Below are 22,014 nucleotides of genomic sequence, written 5' to 3'. Positions count from 1 at the left end.
CGGCGGAGACGCCGCGTTTTTTTGTGAAACATCATGGCGCCGCGGTCGGAGCCCCGAGGTGTACAGCCAGAATGTGTTCCGGTGTCTCCGTCACCTCGATCGTCTGCCCGTCGCCGCCGACGAAGGCGAGCACGGTGCGCTCGCCTTCGCGCGACATGCTGCCGACGAGCGCGATGTTGATGTGAATGGTTTGTCCTGTCTCGAACCTCGTGCATTGAATCCAGAAGCGCATCGCGATCTCCTTCTATCCCACGTGGGCAAAGCATAGGCAGCGTCGCAGGGCGGGCAAAGCCGCGGTGCGGGCAGCCATTGCGCAAGGAGAGCGAGCGAAAGGCGGCGCGCTGCCCTGGGAATAGGGATCTCGCTATCGGCTCTGCGAACGCCAGCACGGCGGACAATAACCCGCGTCACCGTTCCAAAACTTAAGATTTCCTCAATTCAGTCCGGCCTATTGCTTGGGGTGTGCGCCTTCGGAAAGGGCACAAGCAAGGACCCGCGCATGACCGCCTCTTTGAAGACCGCGCCCAAGCAAGCCGCTATTCCCGAATGGCTCATGAAGGTGTGCCTGGCGCTGGCGGTGGCCAATGTCGCGCTTTGCCCCGCGGCCTATTTCGCGAGCTGGTGGATCTACAATCCGGATGGCCTCGGCATTCCGACCGACTTCATCAATGTCTGGGCCGCGGGCCGCCTGGTGCTCGATGGCGTTCCGGCGCAGGCCTATGATTGGGACATCCAGAAGCAGGTCGAAATCGCCAAGCTCGGTCAGGATTTCACCGGCTATTTTGCCTGGCACTATCCGCCGCCATTTCTGTTCGTCGCCTCGCTGCTCGCGATGCTGCCCTATTCGGTCGGCTATGCCGGCTGGGTGTATGTCAGCATGCTGCCTTATCTTGCCGTCATGCGCGCCATCGTCGGCCACAATCTCGGCATCCTGATCGCGCTCGCCCTCCCGACCGTGCTGATGAATACCTATGCCGGGCAGAACGGCTTCCTCACCGCGGCGCTGATCGGTGGCACGATCTACCTGATCCCGGTCCGGCCGGTCCTCGCGGGCATTTGCCTCGGACTACTGAGCTACAAGCCGCAATACGGGCTGCTGTTTCCGGTCGTGCTGGTCGCGGCCGGGCATTGGCGGGTGTTCGTCAGCGCCGCCGTGACCACCGTCGCGCTGTCGCTCGTCTCCGCGCTCGCCCTGGGCGTTGAGAGCTGGCTCGCATTCTTCCACTGGATGCCGCGATTCTCGCAGGCGTTCCTGACCGAGGGCAAGGCGACCTGGTGGAAGCTGCAAAGCATCTTTTCACTGGTGCGCTATTTCGGCGGCAGCGAGCCGCTCGGCTGGGCGTTCCAGTGGGTTCTCACCGCCTCGGTGGCCGTGGTGCAGGCGCTGATGTGGCGCAGCCGCGTGCCCTATACGTTGAAGGGCGCAGCGCTTGCGGTCGGCACGCTGCTGATCACGCCCTATCTCTTCGTCTACGACATGATGGTGCTGGCGATCCCGATCGGCTTTCTCGTTCGCATTGGCTTGAAGAGGGGCTTTCGTCCCTATGAGCTTCCCGCACTCGGCGCGGTCGTCGCCCTCATCACCTGCTACATGTTCGCGGGCATACCGACGGGCCTCAGTGCCACGCTGCTCGTCGGTGCGCTGGTCCTGCGCCGCGCCGGATCATGGTGGCGGCAGGAGCCGGCGCCGAAGGTCGTTGCGGCGGGCGCAGCTATTTGATGTACGCCGCCCATAGCGCGGCGCTCGCAAGCGTGCCGATCTCGTTCATGTGGCAGCCGTCGGAGCTGCGGCCTTCATTTCCGATCGTATCGGTATCCGGCCCCTGGCGGATGTTCAGCGCCGTGTCGACCGCGGATAGTTGCCCAGCTCGGACCGCCGCGATGTTCGTCGGCCCTAGATAGTCGCATTTTGTGCTGCGCGAGACGTAGAACGGCGCATCAAAGCCGGCGGCGCGAAACCGCTTCACGAGCTGGTGCAGCAGCGCCGCATATTCTTCGGCGGTCGTCGTCATCAGCGCATCGCTTTCTCCCTGCTGAAACAGGATATGCGTCGGAGTCAGGCCCGCGGCCGTGAGCTTCGCAACGCCGTTGGTCGTCAGCTCGGCGCCCTCGTTATTCAGGAAGGAAAGCGAGGCGCCGCCCCGCGCGATCGGCACGAGGATCACGCGGTCGTAGCGTCCGCTCTGGATCAGCATGTCGCCAAGACGCGTCGCAAAGCTCCCGCCCATGCCGTCGGTGCCCAGCAGCGGGTCGGCGGCGGCAAAGCATCTGCCCGTTCCAGGATCGAAATTGTCGACGGCCTGGCGCGCCGTGTACCGGGCCCTCTCCCAATTGGCCGCATTGCTCTGGCCATGCACAACGATGATTGCCGTCTTGGCGGATACGGGGTTGCAGGCCGTTAGCGTGGCGGCGGCGGTATTGTGGCCAATCGGATCCGCCCGCGCGCCACTTCATGAACTCGCCGATGACGATGCCGATCAGTAGCCCGCCCGCCACGATTATGGCGAGGCGCGGCCATCGGTTGGTTCGCCGGAGCGCGGGAGGTAATCCGAGGCTGTCCATTGGCCTGCATGCTGGCCGGGCCGCGTTGAGAGCTTGTTAATGGATTGAACGCGGGTTGCCGGAAAGATCGCATGGATGCGCGTCGCAGAACCGGCTTGTCATCGGCCCTGAATAGTTGTTCACTTCTTCAAAGCAACGGGCGTGCTCGTTGCTCAAGGGATTGAAGATGTGCGCGTTCTCGAAAGTCCCCACGGGCTCGAGCGCGCGCCGGGGACGGACAACGCGCCATGGTGTATCGGCGAACCCATCAGGTCGTAAAACGGCTGGCGGCCCGGCGCAGCGCCATCCTGGCTGCGGCGCGGGACGCCGCAGCCGAGGGCGGCATGGCGGCGGTGCAGATCGCGCCGGTGGCGGTCCGCGCCAATGTCGCGGCCGGCACCGTCTATCGTTACTTCCCCTCCAAGGCCGAGCTGATTTCCGAATTGATCGCGGAAGTGTCGCGCGATGAGTTGGCGGCGATCCGCCGCGCGGCGGACGCCGCGCCGGGGCCGTCCTCGGCGCTGGCGGCCGCCGTCACCACCGTTGCCGTCCACGTGCTGTCGCAGCGCAAGCTCGCCTGGGGCATCCTGGCCGAGCCTGTCGATGTCGACGTCTCGGTGTCGCGGCTCGCCAGCCGCCGCGAAATCTCCGGCGAGATTGCCACCCGGATCGACGCCGCGGTGCGCGCCGGCCATCTTCCGGCGCAGGACACGGCGCTCGCCGCCACCGCGCTGCTCGGCGCGCTGCACGAATCGCTGGTCGGGCCGCTAGCGCCGGACAATCTCGATGATCCCGCCAAGCTGCGCGATGCCGTGCAAACGGTCACGCTGCTGGCGCTGCGCGCCGTAGGCGTGATGGACGCCCGCGCCCGCGGCCTCGTTGTGCAGGCGGTGCTGCCGGCGAAGACGCTGGTGGGGGCGTAGACGCCGTCATTTGCGACACGCTGCCGTCGCAACCATTTGGCAGCTTGCGGCTTATCGACGGTCCAACCCGTAAGCAGGAGCATGCGATGACAACGACATCAGGGTCGGCCAAGTGGCAGGGTGGCATCAAGGACGGCAAAGGCGCGATATCGACCAAGAGCGGGGCGCTCAATGATTATCCTTACGGCTTCTCCAGCCGCTTCGAGGGCAAAGCCGGCTCCAATCCGGAAGAGCTGATCGGCGCGGCGCATGCCGCCTGCTTCACCATGGCGCTGTCGTTGATCCTGGGCGAAGCCAAGCTCACCGCCGAGCACATGGAGACCAAGGCCGACGTCACGCTGGAAAAGCAGGACGATGGGTTTGCCATCACCTCGGTCCACCTGACGCTGAACGCGAAGATACCGGGCGCTGACAATGCGAAGTTTCAGGAGCTGGCGGGCAAGGCCAAGGCCGGCTGCCCGGTGTCGAAGCTGCTGAAGACGAACATCACGCTGGATGCGAAGCTGGTGTAGTTTTCTGAGTCATTCCGGGGCGATGCGTCAGCATCGAACTATGGTGCGCACTTGCGCACCTGAGGATCTCGAGATTCTCAGATGCGCAAGTGCGCATCATAGTTCGCGGTTACGCGCGCCCCGGAATGACAGTGAAAGTTCGTGATAGGCCGTCACTTCTCCGCCTCGACATTGGCGATGCGCACCATGTTGGTGGTGCCGGGGATGCCTAGCGGCACGCCGGCGACGATGATCACGCGCTGGCCGGCCTTGGCAAAGCCGTCGCGGAAGGCAATCGAGCCGGCGCGATCGACCATGTCGTCCTGGTCGTGAGCGTCTTCCGCCACCACGCAATGCACGCCCCAGACGACGGACAATTTGCGCCCCGTCGCAACGTTCGGCGTGATCGCCACCACAGGCGGCTTCGGCCGTTCGCGTGCGACGCGGATGCCGGTCGAGCCCGACGAGGTCCAGCAAATGATCGCCGACAATTCCAGCGTCTCGGCGATCTGCCGCGCGGCGTCGGCGATGGCATCGCCGACGGTGTTTTCCGGCTGCATGCGCTGCGCCGTCAGCACCGAACGATAGGTCGGGTCGCGCTCCACTTCCTCGCCGATGCGGTTCATGGTGGAGACCGCCTCGACCGGGAATTTGCCGGCAGCGGATTCGGCCGACAGCATGATGGCGTCGGCGCCTTCATAGACAGCGGTCGCGACGTCGGAGACTTCGGCGCGTGTCGGCACCGGAGCCTGGATCATCGATTCCAGCATCTGGGTGGCGATTACCACCGGCTTGCCGGCGCGGCGCGCCATCCGCGTCATTTGCTTCTGCAGGCTCGGTACCCGCTCCAGCGGCAGTTCGACGCCGAGGTCGCCGCGCGCCACCATCAGCGCATCGGATGCGTCGATGATTTCGGCAAGGCGGTCGATCGCCTGCGGCTTCTCGATCTTGGCCATCACGGCGGCGCGGCCGCGGATCATCCGCTTGGCCTCGTGGACATCCTCTGCGCGCTGCACGAAGGAGAGCGCGATCCAGTCGACTCCGGTTACCAATGCGGCCTCGAGATCGGCGCGGTCCTTCGGCGTCATCGCCGACACAGGCAGATCGGTATCGGGCAGGCTGACGCCCTTGCGGTCCGACATCTTGCCGCCGATCACGACGCGCGTCACCGCGCGCTCGGGCGTGGTCTCTTCCGCAATCAGGCGCACCTTGCCGTCGTCGAGCAGCAGGGCATGGCCGGGGCGAAGGGCCGCGAGAATTTCCGGATGCGGCAGCTGCACGCGGTTGTTGTCGCCCGGCGCCTTGTCGGAATCGAGCACAAAGCTCTGACCGTTCTTGAGTTGCGTCGAGCCATCGGTGAACGCGCCAAGCCGCAGCTTCGGCCCCTGCAGGTCGACCAGAATGCCGATCGGGCGGCCGTAGCTGCTCTCGACATTGCGGATGGTGGCGACCAGCTCCCGCATCTTGTCATGCGGGGTGTGGCTCATGTTGATACGGAACACGTCCGCGCCGGCCTCGAACAGCTTCCGGATCATCGCGCTGTCTGATGATGCCGGGCCGAGGGTCGCGAGGATCTTGATGCGACGAAGCCGTCTCATTGCTTGGGCGCCGGGGCTGGCGGCAGACCCGGTCCGCCCGGCGGCGGATTGGCGAGGCCCGGAACCCCGCCGGGGCCGCCCGGTCCCATCGTTCCCGGAATCCCCGGCACGCGCTGTGCGGGCTGTTCGTTGGCTTCGGTCAGTTGCACGGTCCACGCTCGCTGTTCGCCTGTATCGACCTCGAAGAAGCCCGTGCGGTCGTAGCCGCGCGCCAGGCAATTCTCGGTGCCCTTGATGGTGAATTCTTTGTCACGCGAACACATGAAGGCCTGCCCCGACCATTCACCGCCGCGGTCATAGTCGAGCGCGTAGATGTAATAGTAACGTGCGACAAGAGTTCCGCGTAGCAGGGTCTCGCAGCTGCGCGAGGACACGTTCCACCAGCCTTCGGTGGTCCAGCCCTCGGCGTCCTTGTAGCCAAGCGCAATGCCGACCCGGCTCGACGTGTTGTTGCAGAGTCGGAAATCGGCCGCCGCAGGATCGCTCCAGAGGCACGTCACCGCCAAGGCCAGCACCGGCGCCAGAAGGCCGGCGGCTGTGCGAGCGCGAAAGGGGGACAAGCAGCGCGAATCTTTTGCAATCATGCAGCCAAGCTATATCAAATCATTGACGATTTCGCGTGAGCCGGCGGGACCTGTCAACGGCCGGGGAACGCCTTTCCCGCGTTGTGGGAAACCGGAGCTTCCTGTGAGGCCGGCAATTTTGCGCGCAGATATGGCAAAATCTGTGACAAATTCCCACCTGAGATCAAATGCCCGGCACCATGTGAGGCAGTACCCGCCATGACGATCGACGACAAAACCAGAACGGAATTGGAAGCCGCCGCTTTCCGGCGCCTGGTCAGCCATCTGCAGGCCCGGACCGACGTCCAGAACATCGATCTGATGAACCTGGCCGGCTTCTGCCGCAACTGCCTGTCCAACTGGATGAAGGAGGAGGCCGACGCCAAGGGCATCGCCATCAGCAAGGACGAGAGCCGCGAGGCGATCTACGGCATGCCCTATGAGGAGTGGAAGACAAAGCACCAGGGCACGGCCACGGCGGAGCAGCTCGCCGCGATGAAGAAGGTTCACCCCGGGCATTGAGCTCGGTCTGGCTCTCGCGTGCGCTAGCAACAAAGTTCTCCGTCATGCCCGGGCTTGTCGCGGGCATCCATGTCTTTGACGGGCCTCGACAGAAGACGTGGATGGCCGGGTCAAGCCCGGCCGTGACGTGGCAGACACTATGCTCCCATCTCCTGTGGGCGCGCTGTGGATGAGCATGATGCCGCCTTGACGCAAGGCCCCCCGATATTGAGGGTCATCTTGCAAAAAGCGCCGTGCGGTAACGCGTGCGGCGCTTGATCTTTCAGCATCACGCATCAGTTCCATTCAGGAGTATCCGATGGCCAATTCCGCCGCCGCAGCCGTCCAGGACGACGCCGCGCACAGATTCGCCAAAGACCAGCTCAAGGCCATCGTCGAGCGCATCGAGCGTCTGGAAGAAGAAAAGAAGACCATCTCCGACGACATCCGCGACGTCTATGCCGAAGCCAAGGGCAATGGTTTCGACACCAAGGCGCTGCGCACCATCGTGCGGATGCGCAAGCAGGACGCCAACGAGCGCGCCGAGCAGGAAACCATTCTGGAAACCTACATGCAGGCGCTGGGCATGCTGTGAGGCCCTGGGCCGCTACACAAGTTCCCCGTCGTCCCGGACAAGCCAACGGGTCGGCGCAAAGCGCCGCCCGATGACAGGCTCCGCGCGATCCGGGACGCATAACCACTGTTGGTCGAGTTGAAGAATGCTGGAGCTCCAGCAAACTTAACGACACGCATCTGTGGGGATGGGTCCTCGCGTTCGCAGGGACGACGGCGAGTTTGGGGAAACAGGGCGCCTTAGCGCAGCGCGGCGGTGCGCATCACGAACGACTGGGTCGGCAGCTGCGTGGTCGCCGATCCCGTGAAGCTGTCGCTGCTCATTCCCATCATCGGATCATCCGAGAAGGTCATGGCGATCGCGGCCTTCGGCTTGACGAAGTAGGCGCGCATCTGGGTCATCTCGGTGTCGCCGAGCACCGTCGTCGACATGGCGGTGCTTGCGCTCGGCGCGAGCATCACGACCCGCATCCAGACATCGTTACCGCGGGCGGCGGCCAGACGGGTCGCAGTGGCGACCACGGCGTCCTGGCCCTGACCTTGGGCGCTGCCCTGCGGGCCCTTGGCGACCACGGTGTTGATTTCAGTCGCGGCCGCGCCGGCGGTGCGGGCCGGCCGCACGGACCGCGGCACGGGCACGGAAGCCGCGACGATGTTGGCGCGATCGACCGGCGAGGAGGCGGCCGGTGCATAGGCCATCGCACGGTTGAAGGATTCGGTGACGCTGGCGGTCGGCTGCGGATCGGTGGCGGCGGCGAGGGCCTGGCGGGCGCGGAGGGCGGCGACCTGCGCGGGCGTGGCCTGGTTCGGGGATTTCGGGATGTCGTCCCAGAAGCCGCGTGAGTTGATGATATCGGCCGGGGTCTGGGGCTTCGGCTCGCTGGTGTCGGCGGCGGCCTGCTGGGCCGGCTTCGCCTCAGGCTTTGATTCGGCTTTGGCTTTAGGCGGCGACACGATCTGCGCGTCGGCGGCCGCCAGCTGAATGGTCGCGCCGACCGGTTTTGCGCGCGGCGTCGGAACCGGGTCGGCGGATTTCACAGCGGCCACGCTGGTCGGCGCCGGCTTCTCGTTCTTGACCGGCGCGCTGGCGCCCTCGTCATCCTCTTCCGTCGACGACTTGCCGCCCTTGAACAGTGCCGCGAACAGATTCGGCATCTTGACGGTCGAGGCATCGCCGCCATTGCCGCGGCGTTCGATGTCGGCGCGGGCCAGCTCGTAGCCCTTCATCGGTCCGCTGGTGGACTGGTGAACGGTCCGTCCGTCCGGGAAGACCTTGGCTAGCTGATCATGGGTCATGCGCGGCCAGTGACGGATGCTGCCGGTGTCGAGATGGACGAACGGCGAGCCTGAGGTCGGGTAGAAACCGACGCCGCCACGCTGCAGCCGGAGGCCGGCGGCGCGGATATTCTCCAGCGGCACGTCCGGGATGTAGAAATCCATCGCATGGCCGAGCATGTGCTGGCTGAAGCGCGCCACGCCGGAAGAGCGGCGGCGGAGCATGGCGTTGGTGGCGGGGGAACGGTAGGCGGAGATGATCTGGATCGGCTTCTTGCCGTCGACGTCGCGGTAGACTTCCCAGATGATATCGAACAGGTGCCGATCCATCGTGGTGGAGTCCTGGCTGCGCCAGTCGCGGAGGAAGTGATTGAGCTTCTTCAGCGCGTCTTCGTCGTAGCGGCCATCGCGCTTGAAGGTGACGGTGAGGTCTTCGTCGGAATGGGTGTGGTGGAAGGAGAGGGTGCGAGTTTCGTTCAGCGCAGTCGCGTCATGCACCGTGCCGGCGCCGGCGAGCAGCAACAGCGACGTCAGCCCGATCCGATATCCGGCCTTTGGCAGAGCAAGCGGATTGAATTGGCGCGCGAAACCAGCCAGCACGTATGAGCCCACCCAGTCGACGAGCGTTCACGGTGTTCTTTTGCAGACCCCCGGCAAAAGACGATGAACGCTTTCTTAAAGCAATACAGTTAACCGAGGTTTACCGTATTGCCCCCAAGCAAGCCTTAACCTAACCCGCGGACTGTGGCGAAAAAGTGCCGCATGCCCGATCGGCAGGGATAGTGGTTAACGTAAACAACCTCTCCGGCGGGGAGAGGTTGTTGATATTGTTAAGAAATTCTAACCAGGAGGCTCGCGCCGTAGTCCTGCGGGATTACCGGGTGAAGCGCTGCTGCGGCCGGCGGCCGACCGGGGCAGGGGGCGTCGCGGCGGTCGACGGACCGCCGAACAGGCGCTCGAAGAACGAGGGGCCGGACGAGTAGGTGTTGTCGCTGGCGAAGTTGACCCCCGCCGGCAGGCTCGAGCCGGACGGCCGCGAATAGCTCGGCTGCGCATGGGCGACCATGGCCTCCAGGTCCTTGTTGCGGCTGTTCTTGAGCAAGGCAATCATGACGGCGTCGCGGCCATAGACGTCCTTGCGGATCTGCAGCTTGCCGGCGTCGTCCACGAACGCGGTCTGGTAGGTGATGTTCACCGGGATCGGCGTCGGGAATTTCAGGTCGATCTCGCTGCGGCCGTACATGCTGCGAATTCGTTCCGGCGTGTAGCGCTCGTTCGGCATCGTGATGTTGAGCAGCGTTGCGGCGTAGACGTCCGGGTTCTGCACGCGCATGCAGCCGTGGCTGAACGCACGCTCTTCCTTGGCGAACAGGTGCTTGTCCGGGGTATCGTGCTGATAGACCAGGAACTTGTTCGGGAAGTTGAAGCGGACACGGCCGAGTGCATTGGCCTCGCCCGGCGGCTGCGAGATGTGGATGCTACCGTCGCGGTTGCGCTCGAGCTTCAGGCCCATGCGCTGCAGCACGGTCGGGTCCTGCTGCAGGGCCGGCAGGTATTCGTTGTAGATGATCGAGGGCGGCACGTTCCAGGTCGGGTTGACGGTGATGAACTTCATCGTCTCCGTCAGCATCGGCGTGGCGTGCTTGCCCGGCTTTCCGGTCACCACGCGCGTGGTCCAGACCTGCGCGCCGTTCTGCATCACCTTCAGCGTGAAATCAGGCACGTTGAGGATGACATAGGCATTGCCGATCGAGGCTGCGCCGAGCTGGCGCGGCAGCCAGCGCCAGCGCTCCATGTTGACGAGCACGATGTCGATCTGCCGGTCGCGCTTCGGGCTGTTGAGCGCCTTGACCGTGCGGTCGTCGAGCACGCCGGTCGGCTTGAGGTCGACGCTCTCCTGGAATTTGCGCACGGCAGCGGCGACCTTGGCGTCGTAAAGCGTGCTGTCCGGATGGTCGGAGACGTGGAGCTTAGCGCGCAGTTGCGGCACGCGCGAATCTTCCGGCGCGACCTCACCCTGCTTCTTGGTCGCGGCCTTGTAGGCCAGCGCCGGGCCTTCGGCGATCTGAAGCAGCGGTCCGTCGCCCTGGCCGCGCAGCTCGGCGAGCTTGGCCTTCAGTTCCTTGTAGAGCTTGTGCGGCGGGTTGTAGCCCTCGAGCGCCGCCGAGGCATCCTTGGCGGTCGAGATGTTGGCGAGCACTTCGGCCGGGTCGGTCGGGTGCTCGGGATACTGGATGTCGGCAGAGACCTGCGACCAGTGCATCCGGCCGCTCTGGGCCTGCCGTGCATAGTCGAGCATGCTCGCGGTCAGCTTCAGCTCGGCTTCGGCGAGCAGATCCGGCGAATTCGCGGAAGCAAAATCCGGCACCGGATAGTCGACCGGATTGAGGCCTTCGGCGCCGGCATCCTTCAAACGCGCGATCACACCCTTGCCGCTGTCGGTCAGCTTGCCGGCCTGCGTCCATTGCGGCGCATAGTCGCGCGCGGCGTAAAACTTCTCGACGGCCGCACGCTCGTTCTTGCGGTCGAAATAGCGCAGCGACTTGGTGCCGAGCATATCGCGCAGCTTGTCGGCGACCGGCTGATCGGCCGGCGCGACGGTACTGACTTTCACAGGCTCCTTGGCCGGTTCGGCGGCGGGCGCAGTGGCTGTCGCAGCCGGTGGCGGAGCGGTCGCGGCGTCGCTCGCGGCAGGTGCGGCGGCGGTGTCGGCCGGCTTGGGTTCAACGGCCTTCGCAGCCGTGCTCGGGTCGGCGGGCTTGTCGATCGCCTTGGTTGCGTCGGGCACTGAGGCAGTGGAGTCCATCTTGAAATCGCTGGCGGTCGGCGGCGGAACGTTGGCCGGTTCGGGGCGGGGTATGGCTGCGTCGATCGCCAGCTCGGCAGCACTGGTGCGCGGCGTCGTCGACTGACCCGCCAGTGCTGAGGTCGCAGACACCGTGAGGAAGGTTGCCGCGACGGCCATCAGCACGCGGTCAAATCCTGCACGATTGGTCGAACAGTCACGCATCGTCACACCCCCTTGGGCGAAACTGCCCCGGCATGGAACAGTTAGCATCGCTCGTCATAGCTTGCGCGGGAAAGCGCCGGCTTCGGTTCAGTCGTACGCCGCACGCCACGATTCAACGCGAGACGATACATGTGCCCCTATCATGCAGCCAGCGCCATGCGGGACAACTCACGACAAACTGACCTCAAACTACCCATTGAACTCGGGTCGCGTGTTTTTGCCACGCCCCCCGCCTTTTGTCTGTCACCGCCAAGCCACGGTTCAAAAGCTTCCGACCGACTCATGTCCTTGGTTTGCCACGATCTTTGCCATGCGGGCGCCATAATCAGGCACGCTGCCGCGCGCACGTCTTTCGCGGCTCAATTGGCGTCCTGTGCGCCGCCTTCGGCGGGGTTGTCGGCGGCCGCTTCATCGAGTTTGCGGTAGAGCGTGGAGCGGCCGATCTTGAGACGGCGCGCGACTTCCGACATCTGGCCGCGATAGTGCGAGATCGCAAAACGGATGATTTCGTTTTCCATCTCTTCGAGCGGCCGGACCTCGCCGGAGGCCGTGAGCATCGAAAGACTGCCGGCACTGCTCAGCGGGGCAATTGGTATGTCGCTACCCGATACCAGGGACGGTACCGCCGACGGTGCGACGACCAGCGGTTCGCTGTGCCGGAGTTCGCCGTCCGGCTGGGCCTGGCCGATCGTCTGCGGAAAATCGGACAGCGCAAGCATGTCGCTCTCGCTCAGCACCACGGCGCGGTACACCGTGTTCTCGAGCTGGCGGATGTTGCCGGGCCAGTCGAGCTGCGCGAGATGGGCGACGGCCTCGCCGTTGATGCCGGTGATGGTGCGGTTTTCCTCGGCGGCAAAGCGCGCCAGAAAGTGCCGTAGCAGATGCGGGATATCTTCGCGCCGCGTCCGCAAGGGCGGGATCGTCAGCGGCAATACGTGAAGGCGGTAGAACAGATCCTCGCGGAATGCGCCGCTCTTCACGAGGTCGAGCAGCTTGCGGTTGGTCGCGGAAATGATGCGGACGTCGACTTTCACGGGCTTGCGGCCGCCGACCGGCTCGACGGTGCCTTCCTGCAATGCGCGGAGCAGCTTTACCTGCGCGGCCAGCGGCAGTTCGCCGACCTCGTCGAGAAACAGCGTGCCGCCCGAAGCTTCGACGAACTTGCCCATGTGACGTTCGGTGGCGCCGGTGAAGGCGCCTTTCTCGTGACCGAACAGGATCGATTCCACGAGATTGTCGGGAATGGCGCCGCAATTGACCGCCACGAAGGGTTTTGATTTGCGTTCACTGGAGCCGTGGATGGCGCGGGCGAACAATTCCTTGCCGACGCCGGACTCGCCCTCGATCAGCACCGGAATGCCCGATGTCGCGGCCTTCTGCGCCGTGCGCAGCACGGCCGACATGGCCTCGCTGCGGGTGATGATGTCGGCGAAGGTGAGGCGTCCCTCGCGGCTGTGGCGGATGCGCTGCAATTCGCCCTTCAGCGCCGAGGTGTTGAGCGCGTTGCGCAGCGAAACCTGCAGCCGCTCGAAGCCGACGGGCTTGACCACGAAATCCTGCGCGCCGGCACGCATCGCCGAAACCACATTGTCGATGCCGCCATGGGCCGTTTGCACGATGACGGGGATGTTGACGCCGGCATCGCGGAGTTTGGCGAGCACGCCGAGGCCGTCGAGGCCGGGCATCACGAGGTCGAGCACGACCGCATCGATCGCCTGCGCGTCCGGGGAGGTCAGCAGGGCGACGGCGGCGTCGCCGTTTTCGACGACAAGGGGCTCATAGCCGCACTTCTGCACCATGTTTTCAACCAAACGGCGCTGCACGGCGTCGTCGTCGGCAATCAAAATGGTGGCAGCCATGGTTTTCCCCGCACGCTACTGAATTGTACCGAATCGGGGCACTTTCGCCGAAGCCGATTAACGACCTCTTAAACGTTGAAAAATGGCGTTGTTGGGAACGACGAGATGTTGAGGTGGGGCCACACCTCCAGCGAGCCGCGATAGCACATGTCGAACGCCACATAGAGGATGATCAAAAGGCCGACATAGGCGATCCAGCGATGCTTTTCCAACAGGCGTGCAATGAAATTGGCCGCGAAGCCCATTAATGCAATCGAAAGCCCAAGGCCGAATATCAGGATGATCGGGTGTTCCCGTGCGGCGCCCGCAACGGCCAGCACGTTGTCGAGCGACATCGATACGTCGGCGAGGGTGATCTGCCATATCGCCTGACCGAGCGTCTTCTGACGATGACCGGGCACATCGGTGGCGTCCATCGTCCTTGCAGCCGACAGATCGTGGAACTTCGGCTGATGCGCATGCGTGGCCTGCAGTTCGCGCCACATTTTCCAGCATACCCAGAGCAGCAGAACGCCGCCGGCAAGCAACAGCCCGATGATCTGCAACAGCTGCACAGTGATGCTGGCAAATCCGATGCGCAGCGCCGTGGCTGCCAGGATGCCGACAAGAATCGCTTTCTTGCGCTGGCCCTCGGGCAGCCCGGCGGCGGCAAGCCCGATGACGATCGCGTTGTCGCCGGCGAGCACCAGGTCGATCATGATGACCTGGAAAAGCGCCGTCAGGTGTTGCGAGGAGATCAATTCCAGCATGTGGGCCACTCCGTTCAAGGTCCAATCCGACATCGCAGTTCGCTTGAACTGCCAGAGGGGCCCGGGCCTGGACGCACACAGTTGAATGCGCAGTCAGAACCGCGCGGGGAGATGAGGTTCCTTACTCAGATTGGTCAGAGGCGCCGCATAGCCTCATCAGTTGTTCGGGCTCGATCAGCACGGAAAGAACGACGCCGATGAATGTCAGGCCGCCGGCGATCTCGAACCACGCCATGCGGAATGGGCCGGCGCGGCACAGCAGCGCGAGGACGGCCGTCGCCGCGCCGACCGCGAACAGCAGCGTGACGATGACCGGCGCCAGCGCGTCCGTCGGCACCAGGTTCCGGATCGCGAGCGCCGTAACCAACGCGGCCAGCAGGATGCCGGCCGTCAGCTCCTTGCCATGCGCGGGCGATGCCCGCTCGGTGGTTCGGACAATCTGACTGCGGTCGAGCAACGCCATCGGGTTCTTATTCGCGAGCTGGAATTGTGGTAGGGAACATGACCCACCCAGCAATTCATATTGGCTAGTTTAGTAAACATGAAACGTGCGAAACATCAAGACGTTTTCACTGAACGTCCGCCGGCCAAGGCTGCGCCCGACGCCAAGCAATTGCGTAAACTGGCTGGGGATTGGCTGAAGCAGCGCCGGGCGGATGCCGAATTGTCGCAGGCCGATCTCGCCGCGCGCCTCGGCCTGAAATATTACACGTTCATTTCTCAGGTGGAGAACGGGTTCAGCCGTGTTCCAACCGAAATCATGGGCGCGTGGGCGAATGAATTGGGCCTTGAACAGGCCGCGTTCGCTAGGCATCTGTTGCTATACTATGAGCCGGAATTGCACCGGCTGCTGTTCGGAGCAGAGAAGAAATGAACGTGGTTGCGTTCGCGCGCAAACAAGACACCGGCGAATGGAGCGAAAGGGAACTCCGCACCATTCTCACGGCGCTGGAGACAACGCTTGCGCCGGGGACCGGACGCGACTGGGAAACCGGCATGACGGAGGCGGGCGATGCCCAGTTCTATCTGCTCGGCCCGTTGCCGGACCGGGCGTGCGAATGGTGCCTGTCCCGAATCAAGGGCCGTTACATCCTAGAAAACGGATCGGGCCGGCTGCTGTTCGAGCACCGCAACCTCGATCTGGTGATGCTGCACGCGCAGGCCGCGGTGCCATCGACGTCGTGGCTGATGGTCCGCGCGATCACATTGTGGTGTGCTACGCGCAATACGATCCACGAAAAGGTGGAGCCGCTGCTCGTCGAGGGCGAAGAGATGTTCGTCCAGTTGGTTCCGCAGCTTGCGGCGTTCGCCTGATCTCCTCGCCCATTTCCTGATCACCTCTCACGTTTTGAAAGTGTCATGAGCGCAAAATCTGCGACTTCCCGAGCCGGCAAGACGTCCCGCAAACCCGCCACCAACAGCAAGGCAGCGGCAGCCAAATCCAAAACCGGCAAGCTGCCGGAATGGAACCTTGGCGATCTCTATTCGGGGATCGACGCGCCCGAGATTGCGCGCGACCTGCAGAAGCTGGATGCAGAGTGCGTCGCGTTCGAAACCGATTACAAGGGCAAGTTGGCCGAAGGCGTTGCCCGCGACGACGGCGGTGTCTGGCTGGCCCAGGCGGTCAGGCGCTACGAGGCGATCGACGATCTCGCCGGCCGGCTCGGCTCCTATGCCGGCCTGGTTCACGCCGGCGACAGCGTCGATGCCGCGATCTCGAAATTTTACGGCGACGTCTCCGAGCGGCTGACGGCGGCCTCGCTGCATCTCCTGTTTTTTGCGCTTGAGCTCAACCGCATCGACGACGCCGTGATCGAGCGCGCGATGCAGGCGCCCGAGCTTGCCCACTACCGTCCGTGGATCGAGGACCTGCGCAAGGACAAGCCGTATCAGCTCGAAGACCGCGTCGAACAGCTGTTTCACGAGAAGTCGCAGAGCGGTTACGCCGCCTGGAACCGGCTGTTCGACCAGACCATTTCCGGGCTGCGCTTCAAGGTCGGGGCCAAGGAGCTTGCGATCGAGCCGGTCCTCAATCTCCTGCAGGATCGTGCGCCGGAAAAACGCAAGGCCGCTGCGCAGGCGCTGGCGAAAACCTTCAAGGACAATGAGCGGACCTTCGCGCTCATCACCAACACGCTCGCCAAGGACAAGGAGATTTCCGACCGCTGGCGCGGCTTCCAGGATGTCGCGGATTCACGCCACCTCAACAACCGTGTCGAGCGCGAAGTGGTCGACGCGCTGGTCAGTTCGGTTCGCGCGGCCTATCCGCGCCTGTCGCATCGTTACTACGCGCTGAAGGCCGGCTGGTTCAAAAAGAAGAAGCTCGCCCATTGGGACCGCAACGCGCCGCTGCCGTTTGCGGCGACCGGCACCGTTGCCTGGCCCGAGGCGCAGAAGATGGTGCTGACGGCCTATCGCGGCTTTTCCACCGAGATGGCTGACATCGCCGAGCGCTTCTTCGCCGAGCGCTGGATCGATGCGCCGGTGCGGCCGGGCAAGGCGCCGGGCGCGTTCTCGCACCCGACCACGCCGTCGGCGCATCCCTATGTGCTGATGAACTACCAGGGCAAGCCACGCGACGTGATGACGCTCGCCCATGAGCTCGGCCACGGCGTGCACCAGGTGCTGGCGGCCAAGCAGGGCGCGCTGATGGCGCCGACGCCGCTGACGCTGGCGGAGACCGCGAGCGTGTTCGGCGAGATGCTGACGTTCAAGCGGCTGTTGTCGCAGACCAGCAACGCCAAGCAGCGCCAGGCGCTGCTCGCCGGCAAGGTCGAGGACATGATCAACACTGTGGTGCGGCAGATCGCGTTCTATTCGTTCGAGCGCGCCGTGCATACCGAGCGCAAGGACGGTGAATTGACCGCCGAGCGGATCGGCCAGATCTGGCTCAGCGTGCAGAACGAGAGCCTCGGACCGGCGATCGACATCCGTCCCGGCTACGAGAATTTCTGGATGTACATCCCCCATTTCATCCATTCGCCGTTCTACGTCTACGCTTACGCGTTCGGCGACTGCCTGGTGAATTCGCTCTACGCGGTCTACGAGAACGCCTCGGAAGGTTTCGCCGAGCGCTATCTCGAGATGCTCGCGGCCGGCGGCACCAAGCATTATTCCGAGCTGCTGAGGCCGTTCGGGCTGGACGCCAAGGATCCAAAATTCTGGGACGGCGGCCTCTCGGTAATCTCCGGCATGATCGACGAACTCGAGGCGATGGGCTGATCCGCGCGGCGCCTGCGCAAACGGATTTGTGATGGACGCGGACACAATTTCAGCCGCCGTCGCCCTTCATGATGGTGGTGAGAGAAGGGGAGGGCCCCATGATCGACACCCCGACGCGGCGCGTAGTGCTTCAAGCAGGCGTCTTCGCCGCCGGTTCGCTGCTCCTGGTCGATGGCAGCGTGGCTCAGGCCCCGCTTGCGCCAACGCCTGCATGCCACGACGGCGACGACCGCACGATGGCGCAAACCGAAGGGCCATACTTCAAGCCAGCGTCGCCGGAGCGAACCGAGCTGTTTGAAGAGGGCATGGCAGGCCAGCCGATCGAACTGGTTGGCTTCGTGTTCACCCGTGCCTGCAAACCGCTCGCCGGCGCCTTGCTAGATTTCTGGCAGGCGGACGACAAGGGCCGCTACGACAATTCCGGTTTTCGCCTGCGCGGCCATCAATTCTCCGATGCGGAAGGCCGCTATCGGTTGCGCAGCATTGTGCCCGGCATTTATCCCGGCCGTACGCGCCATATCCATGTGAAGGTGCAGCCGCGCGGTGGTCCCGTGTTGACCACCCAGCTCTATTTCCCCGGCGAGCCAAAAAACCGCTCTGACGACCTCTTCCGCAAGGAATTGCTGCTGCGCACGGCCAAGAACTCAGGCTCGCTCGCCGGTCGCTTCGATTTCGTGGTGGCCTAGGGGCCTCCACCCCAAAGTTCTGGCGTAAAACATCCGTTGAACATGCCATCCAACGATGTTATACATTTTGTATAACGGAGCTGGTGCCATGAACAAAACCCCTCGCGGAATGGAAGAGGCCAATGTCCTTCAAATCCGGAAGATCGGTAATTCGGTCGGTGTGATTCTGCCGAAAGAGCTTCTTGCCCGGCTCAACCTCAAGGAGGGCGACAAGTTCTATCCGGTGGAGCAACCGGACGGCAGCTTGCGGCTTTCACCCTTCAATCCCAAGCACGCGCGGACCATGGCAATCGCCCGCCAGGTCATGCACGAATATCGCGATACGTTTGCCGCGCTTGCCGAATGAGTGAGCCGATCTGGCTCGACGTCGATGAAGTCGTCGACATGGATGCCGAGCAACTGGCGCTATTCGGCGGTCCGGAAGGCATTCGGGACCGAGGCCTCCTTGAGTCGGCGATTTTGCGGCCGGTCAATCAATGGAATTATGGGACGACGGATATGGCTGCACTTGCTGCCGCCTATGCGTTCGGTCTCGCCCGTAAGCATGCTTTCGTGGATGGCAACAAGCGCATCGCGTTCCACGCCATGATGGTTTTCCTGCGCGTGAACGACATACCCTTTGCGCCCGATCCCGCGCACGCCACCGCCATCATCCTCTCCCTCGCCGCGGGCGAAGTCAGCGAGCAGAGCCTGACCCGCTGGATCCGGGATAATTGGCCTTCCGAATGACCCGATAGGCAAGGGGCCGTTGCCCTGCCAAACGCTTTGCGGTAATTGCACGCGAGAAACGAGAGATTTTCACTGGGGATACCGATGGCAGACCATAGCGAAGTGGCCTACACGACCGCGGACGGCAACGATTATCCGGCCCACGAGCAGACCTATGAAGGGTTCATCATGCTCGTCAAATACGGCACGGCCGCCGTCGTGATCATCGTCGCCCTGATGGGCTATTTCCTGACCTGACCGATCGCGGCCCCGCGTCGCCGCAATCTGCGGCGGCCGGAAAATTGCACGCATGCCGGTTACGAAACCGGTATCCAACTAAGCGAAAAAGACGCTAGTTTGCTTGCGCGCGCGCCCGCCGCGCCGGGGGAGGCTCCATGAAGATTGCGATTGCCAGGGAAATCGATCCGTCCGAACCGCGCGTTGCCGCTTCCCCGGACACGGTGAAGAAATTCAAGGCGCTCGGCGCCGAAGTGGCGATCGAGCCGGGCGCGGGCATCAAGTCGGGCCTGCCGGATTCCGAATTCACCGCGGTCGGCGCCACCGTCAGCGCGGATGCCTTGAAGGACGCCGACATCGTCATCAAGGTGAAGCGGCCCGAGGCCTCGGAGCTCGCCAGCTACAAGCGCGGCGCGCTCGTCATCGCGATCATGGATCCCTACGGCAATGAAGCGGCGCTGAAGACGATGGCGGATGCCGGCGTCTCCGCCTTTGCCATGGAACTGATGCCCCGCATCACCCGCGCGCAGGTGATGGACGTCTTGTCCTCGCAGGCCAACCTCGCCGGCTATCGCGCGGTGATCGAGGCCGCCGAAGCGTTCGGCCGCGCGTTCCCGATGATGATGACCGCCGCCGGCACCGTTCCGGCGGCAAAAGTGTTCGTGATGGGCGTCGGCGTCGCCGGCTTGCAGGCGATCGCGACCGCGCGCCGCTTAGGGGCCGTCGTCACCGCAACCGACGTGCGCCCGGCGACAAAGGAACAGGTCGAATCGCTCGGCGCAAAATTCCTCGCGGTCGAGGACGAAGAATTCAAGAACGCGCAGACCGCCGGCGGCTACGCCAAGGAAATGTCGAAAGAGTATCAGGCCAAGCAGGCCGCGCTGACCGCCGAGCACGTCAAGAAGCAGGACATCGTGATCACCACCGCGCTGATCCCGGGCCGTCCGGCGCCAAAGCTCGTCAGCGCCGAGATGGTGAAATCGATGAAGCCGGGCTCGGTGCTGGTCGATCTCGCCGTCGAGCGCGGCGGCAATGTCGAGGGCGCCAGGGCCGGCGAAGTCGTCGATATCGATGGCATCAAGATCGTCGGCTACACCAACGTCGCCGGCCGCGTCGCGGCGTCCGCCTCCGGCCTCTATGCCCGCAACCTGTTCTCGTTCATCGAAACCCTGGTCGACAAGGCGAACAAGGCCTTGGCCGTCAACTGGGACGATGAACTCGTGAAGGCGACCGCTCTGACCAAAGACGGCGCCGTCATCCATCCGAACTTCCAGCCGAAAGCCTAAGGAGAGAAGCCATGGAGCATGTCGCTCAAGCCGTCGACCCCTTCGTGTTCCGGCTGTCGATCTTCGTCCTTGCCGTCTTCGTCGGCTATTTCGTGGTCTGGTCGGTGACCCCCGCGCTGCACACGCCGCTGATGTCGGTAACCAACGCGATCTCCTCGGTGATCGTGGTCGGCGCGCTGCTCGCGGTGGGCGTCGGCATGATCTCGAGCGGCTCGGGCTGGGCGCGCGGTTTCGGCTTCATCGCGCTGATCTTCGCCTGCATCAATATCTTCGGCGGGTTCCTTGTCACCCAGCGCATGCTGGCGATGTACAAGAAGAAGACCAAGTGAATATCGAGCGTGAGTGGCAAGCACCTCGGGGTGCCGAAGGCATATAATGGGGACCTGAGATGAGCGCCAATCTCTCTGCACTTCTCTATCTGGTGGCGGGTGTGCTGTTCATCCTGTCGCTGCGCGGCCTGTCGAGCCCGGCGTCATCCCGCCAGGGCAATCTGTTCGGCATGATCGGCATGGCGATTGCCGTCGCCACCACGCTCGCCAATCATCCGCCGGCTGACGGTCTTGCCTGGGTCCTGGTCATCCTCGGTATCGCGATCGGTGCCGCCATCGGCGCTGTCATCGCTCGCCGCGTGCCGATGACCTCGATGCCGGAACTGGTCGCGGCGTTCCACTCGCTGGTCGGCATGGCCGCGGTGCTGGTCGCCGCCGGCGCGTTCTATGCGCCGGAAGCCTTCGACATCGGTACATCCGGCAACATCCACGCCTCGAGCCTCGTCGAAATGTCGCTCGGCGTTGCCATCGGCGCGCTGACCTTCACCGGCTCGGTGATCGCGTTCCTGAAGCTTTCCGCGCGCATGAGCGGCGCGCCGATCATCCTGCCCGGCCGCCACATCATCAACATCGCGCTGGCGCTGGCGCTGGTGTTCTTCATCTTCGGCCTGGTCCGCTCCGGCAGCGCGGTCGATTTCTGGCTGATCACCATCATTGCTCTGGTGCTCGGCGTGCTCATGATCATCCCGATCGGCGGCGCCGATATGCCGGTCGTGATCTCGATGCTGAACTCGTATTCGGGTTGGGCCGCGGCCGGCATCGGCTTCACGCTCGGCAATTCCGCGCTGATCATCACCGGCGCGCTGGTCGGCTCCTCGGGCGCGATCCTGTCCTATATCATGTGCCACGCGATGAACCGCTCCTTCATCTCGGTCATCCTCGGTGGCTTCGGCGGCGAGACCGCGGCCGCAGGCGGTGGCAGCGGCGAACAGAAGCCGGCCAAGCTCGGCTCGGCCGACGACGCCGCCTTTATCATGAAGAACGCCTCCAAGGTCATCATCGTGCCCGGATACGGCATGGCGGTGGCACAGGCTCAGCACGCGCTGCGCGAAATGGCCGATCTTCTGAAGAAGGAAGGCGTCGAGGTGAAGTACGCGATCCACCCGGTCGCGGGGCGCATGCCCGGCCACATGAACGTGCTGCTGGCCGAAGCCAACGTGCCCTATGACGAGGTGTTCGAGCTCGAGGACATCAACTCCGAATTCGCGCAGGCCGATATCGCCTTCGTGATCGGCGCCAACGACGTCACCAACCCGGCCGCGGAAGAAGACAAGACGTCGCCGATCTATGGCATGCCGGTGCTGCAGGTCTGGAAGGCGGGCACCGTGATGTTCATCAAGCGCTCGCTGGCATCAGGTTATGCCGGTATCGACAATCCACTGTTCTATCGCGACAACACCATGATGCTCCTTGGTGATGCCAAGAAGGTGACCGAGAACATCGTCAAGGGGATGTAACGCGCT

Annotated in this window: 24 protein-coding genes; 15 read left to right on the top strand and 9 right to left on the bottom strand. The window is 63.9% G+C overall.

From position 1 onward, the window contains the following. Positions 1–31: 31 nt before the first annotated feature. Entirely contained in the window at positions 32–232 is a 201-nt protein-coding gene (locus tag RX331_RS34435) for a hypothetical protein (RefSeq protein WP_317254020.1), read from the bottom strand. 267 nt (positions 233–499) lie between these two features. Here RX331_RS34435 and RX331_RS34430 point away from each other — a divergent pair, with 267 nt between their 5' ends. After that, a complete protein-coding gene (locus RX331_RS34430; RefSeq protein ID WP_317254019.1) occupies positions 500–1,720 on the top strand; it encodes a glycosyltransferase family 87 protein in 1,221 nt (406 codons plus the stop codon). Here the strand turns inward: RX331_RS34430 and RX331_RS34425 are convergent. Continuing rightward, positions 1,713–2,357: a sialate O-acetylesterase gene (locus tag RX331_RS34425; RefSeq protein ID WP_317254018.1), complete on the bottom strand. Its 645-nt coding sequence runs from the start codon at positions 2,355–2,357 to the stop codon at positions 1,713–1,715. The genes RX331_RS34430 and RX331_RS34425 overlap by 8 nt on opposite strands. Positions 2,358–2,789: 432 nt before the next feature. Between RX331_RS34425 and RX331_RS34420 the strand changes: the two genes are divergently transcribed. Both RX331_RS34420 and RX331_RS34415 read left to right on the top strand, forming a co-directional pair. Next, positions 2,790–3,464 carry a helix-turn-helix domain-containing protein gene (locus RX331_RS34420; protein WP_317254017.1) on the top strand — a complete coding sequence of 225 codons (675 nt, stop codon included), beginning with the start codon at positions 2,790–2,792 and terminating at the stop codon, positions 3,462–3,464. An 86-nt stretch (positions 3,465–3,550) separates the two neighbouring features. Next, a complete protein-coding gene (locus tag RX331_RS34415) occupies positions 3,551–3,976 on the top strand; it encodes an OsmC family protein (protein ID WP_317254016.1) in 426 nt (141 codons plus the stop codon). A gap of 152 nt (positions 3,977–4,128) precedes the next feature. On the opposite strand, the gene pyk is transcribed toward RX331_RS34415, so the two are convergent. Beyond that, the gene (gene pyk / locus RX331_RS34410) at positions 4,129–5,553 is read right to left on the bottom strand and encodes a pyruvate kinase (protein ID WP_317254015.1); all 1,425 of its coding nucleotides are present in this window, start codon (positions 5,551–5,553) and stop codon (positions 4,129–4,131) included. After that, positions 5,550–6,137, bottom strand: coding sequence for a DUF1036 domain-containing protein (locus tag RX331_RS34405; protein ID WP_317254014.1), 588 nt, complete (start codon positions 6,135–6,137; stop codon positions 5,550–5,552). The genes pyk and RX331_RS34405 overlap by 4 nt, the downstream gene beginning before the upstream one ends. A gap of 198 nt (positions 6,138–6,335) precedes the next feature. On the opposite strand from RX331_RS34405, the gene RX331_RS34400 reads away from it, so the two are divergent. Both RX331_RS34400 and RX331_RS34395 read left to right on the top strand, forming a co-directional pair. Further along, positions 6,336–6,638 (top strand): DUF1244 domain-containing protein, encoded by a 303-nt coding sequence (locus tag RX331_RS34400; protein WP_317254013.1) that lies wholly within the window; start codon positions 6,336–6,338, stop codon positions 6,636–6,638. Between the two features lie 298 nt (positions 6,639–6,936). Beyond that, a complete protein-coding gene (locus RX331_RS34395; protein ID WP_317254012.1) occupies positions 6,937–7,212 on the top strand; it encodes a DUF2312 domain-containing protein in 276 nt (91 codons plus the stop codon). Between the two features lie 218 nt (positions 7,213–7,430). On the opposite strand, the gene RX331_RS34390 is transcribed toward RX331_RS34395, so the two are convergent. The 5 genes from RX331_RS34390 to RX331_RS34370 all read right to left on the bottom strand — a co-directional run bounded on the left by RX331_RS34390 (position 7,431) and on the right by RX331_RS34370 (position 14,546). Then, positions 7,431–9,065 carry a DUF882 domain-containing protein gene (locus RX331_RS34390; RefSeq protein WP_317254011.1) on the bottom strand — a complete coding sequence of 545 codons (1,635 nt, stop codon included), beginning with the start codon at positions 9,063–9,065 and terminating at the stop codon, positions 7,431–7,433. Positions 9,066–9,339: 274 nt separating this feature from the next. After that, positions 9,340–11,475 (bottom strand): murein L,D-transpeptidase, encoded by a 2,136-nt coding sequence (locus tag RX331_RS34385; protein ID WP_317254010.1) that lies wholly within the window; start codon positions 11,473–11,475, stop codon positions 9,340–9,342. A gap of 359 nt (positions 11,476–11,834) precedes the next feature. Then, positions 11,835–13,334, bottom strand: coding sequence for a sigma-54 dependent transcriptional regulator (locus RX331_RS34380; RefSeq protein WP_317254009.1), 1,500 nt, complete (start codon positions 13,332–13,334; stop codon positions 11,835–11,837). Between the two features lie 68 nt (positions 13,335–13,402). Beyond that, a complete protein-coding gene (locus RX331_RS34375) occupies positions 13,403–14,083 on the bottom strand; it encodes a TerC family protein (protein ID WP_317254008.1) in 681 nt (226 codons plus the stop codon). 121 nt (positions 14,084–14,204) lie between these two features. Continuing rightward, entirely contained in the window at positions 14,205–14,546 is a 342-nt protein-coding gene (locus RX331_RS34370; protein ID WP_317254007.1) for a hypothetical protein, read from the bottom strand. Positions 14,547–14,624: 78 nt separating this feature from the next. Here RX331_RS34370 and RX331_RS34365 point away from each other — a divergent pair, with 78 nt between their 5' ends. The 10 genes from RX331_RS34365 (at position 14,625) to RX331_RS34320 (ending at position 22,008) form a co-directional block, all read left to right on the top strand. Further along, the gene (locus RX331_RS34365) at positions 14,625–14,957 is read left to right on the top strand and encodes a helix-turn-helix transcriptional regulator (RefSeq protein ID WP_317254006.1); all 333 of its coding nucleotides are present in this window, start codon (positions 14,625–14,627) and stop codon (positions 14,955–14,957) included. Further along, the gene (locus RX331_RS34360) at positions 14,954–15,397 is read left to right on the top strand and encodes a hypothetical protein (protein WP_317254005.1); all 444 of its coding nucleotides are present in this window, start codon (positions 14,954–14,956) and stop codon (positions 15,395–15,397) included. Before RX331_RS34365 ends, RX331_RS34360 begins: the two co-directional genes overlap by 4 nt. Before the next feature lie 45 nt (positions 15,398–15,442). Continuing rightward, the gene (locus RX331_RS34355; protein ID WP_317254004.1) at positions 15,443–17,305 is read left to right on the top strand and encodes a M3 family oligoendopeptidase; all 1,863 of its coding nucleotides are present in this window, start codon (positions 15,443–15,445) and stop codon (positions 17,303–17,305) included. A 98-nt stretch (positions 17,306–17,403) separates the two neighbouring features. Beyond that, on the top strand, positions 17,404–17,991 hold the full coding sequence (locus RX331_RS34350; RefSeq protein ID WP_317254003.1) for an intradiol ring-cleavage dioxygenase: 588 nt from the start codon (positions 17,404–17,406) through the stop codon (positions 17,989–17,991). Between the two features lie 88 nt (positions 17,992–18,079). After that, entirely contained in the window at positions 18,080–18,337 is a 258-nt protein-coding gene (locus RX331_RS34345; protein WP_317254002.1) for an AbrB/MazE/SpoVT family DNA-binding domain-containing protein, read from the top strand. Continuing rightward, a complete protein-coding gene (locus RX331_RS34340; protein ID WP_317254001.1) occupies positions 18,334–18,720 on the top strand; it encodes a type II toxin-antitoxin system death-on-curing family toxin in 387 nt (128 codons plus the stop codon). Before RX331_RS34345 ends, RX331_RS34340 begins: the two co-directional genes overlap by 4 nt. Positions 18,721–18,804: 84 nt before the next feature. Continuing rightward, positions 18,805–18,957, top strand: a complete 153-nt coding sequence (locus RX331_RS34335) for an aa3-type cytochrome c oxidase subunit IV (RefSeq protein ID WP_317254000.1) — start codon at positions 18,805–18,807, stop codon at positions 18,955–18,957. A gap of 137 nt (positions 18,958–19,094) precedes the next feature. Beyond that, positions 19,095–20,222, top strand: coding sequence for a Re/Si-specific NAD(P)(+) transhydrogenase subunit alpha (locus tag RX331_RS34330; protein ID WP_317253999.1), 1,128 nt, complete (start codon positions 19,095–19,097; stop codon positions 20,220–20,222). Positions 20,223–20,233: 11 nt separating this feature from the next. Continuing rightward, the gene (locus RX331_RS34325; RefSeq protein WP_317253998.1) at positions 20,234–20,551 is read left to right on the top strand and encodes a proton-translocating transhydrogenase family protein; all 318 of its coding nucleotides are present in this window, start codon (positions 20,234–20,236) and stop codon (positions 20,549–20,551) included. A 59-nt stretch (positions 20,552–20,610) separates the two neighbouring features. Then, a complete protein-coding gene (locus tag RX331_RS34320) occupies positions 20,611–22,008 on the top strand; it encodes an NAD(P)(+) transhydrogenase (Re/Si-specific) subunit beta (RefSeq protein WP_317253997.1) in 1,398 nt (465 codons plus the stop codon). Positions 22,009–22,014 lie beyond the last annotated feature (6 nt).

The sequence above is a fragment of the Bradyrhizobium sp. BWA-3-5 genome (assembly GCF_032917985.1).
Taxonomy (GTDB): domain Bacteria; phylum Pseudomonadota; class Alphaproteobacteria; order Rhizobiales; family Xanthobacteraceae; genus Bradyrhizobium.
This window is presented reverse-complemented; position numbering and strand designations above follow the sequence as displayed.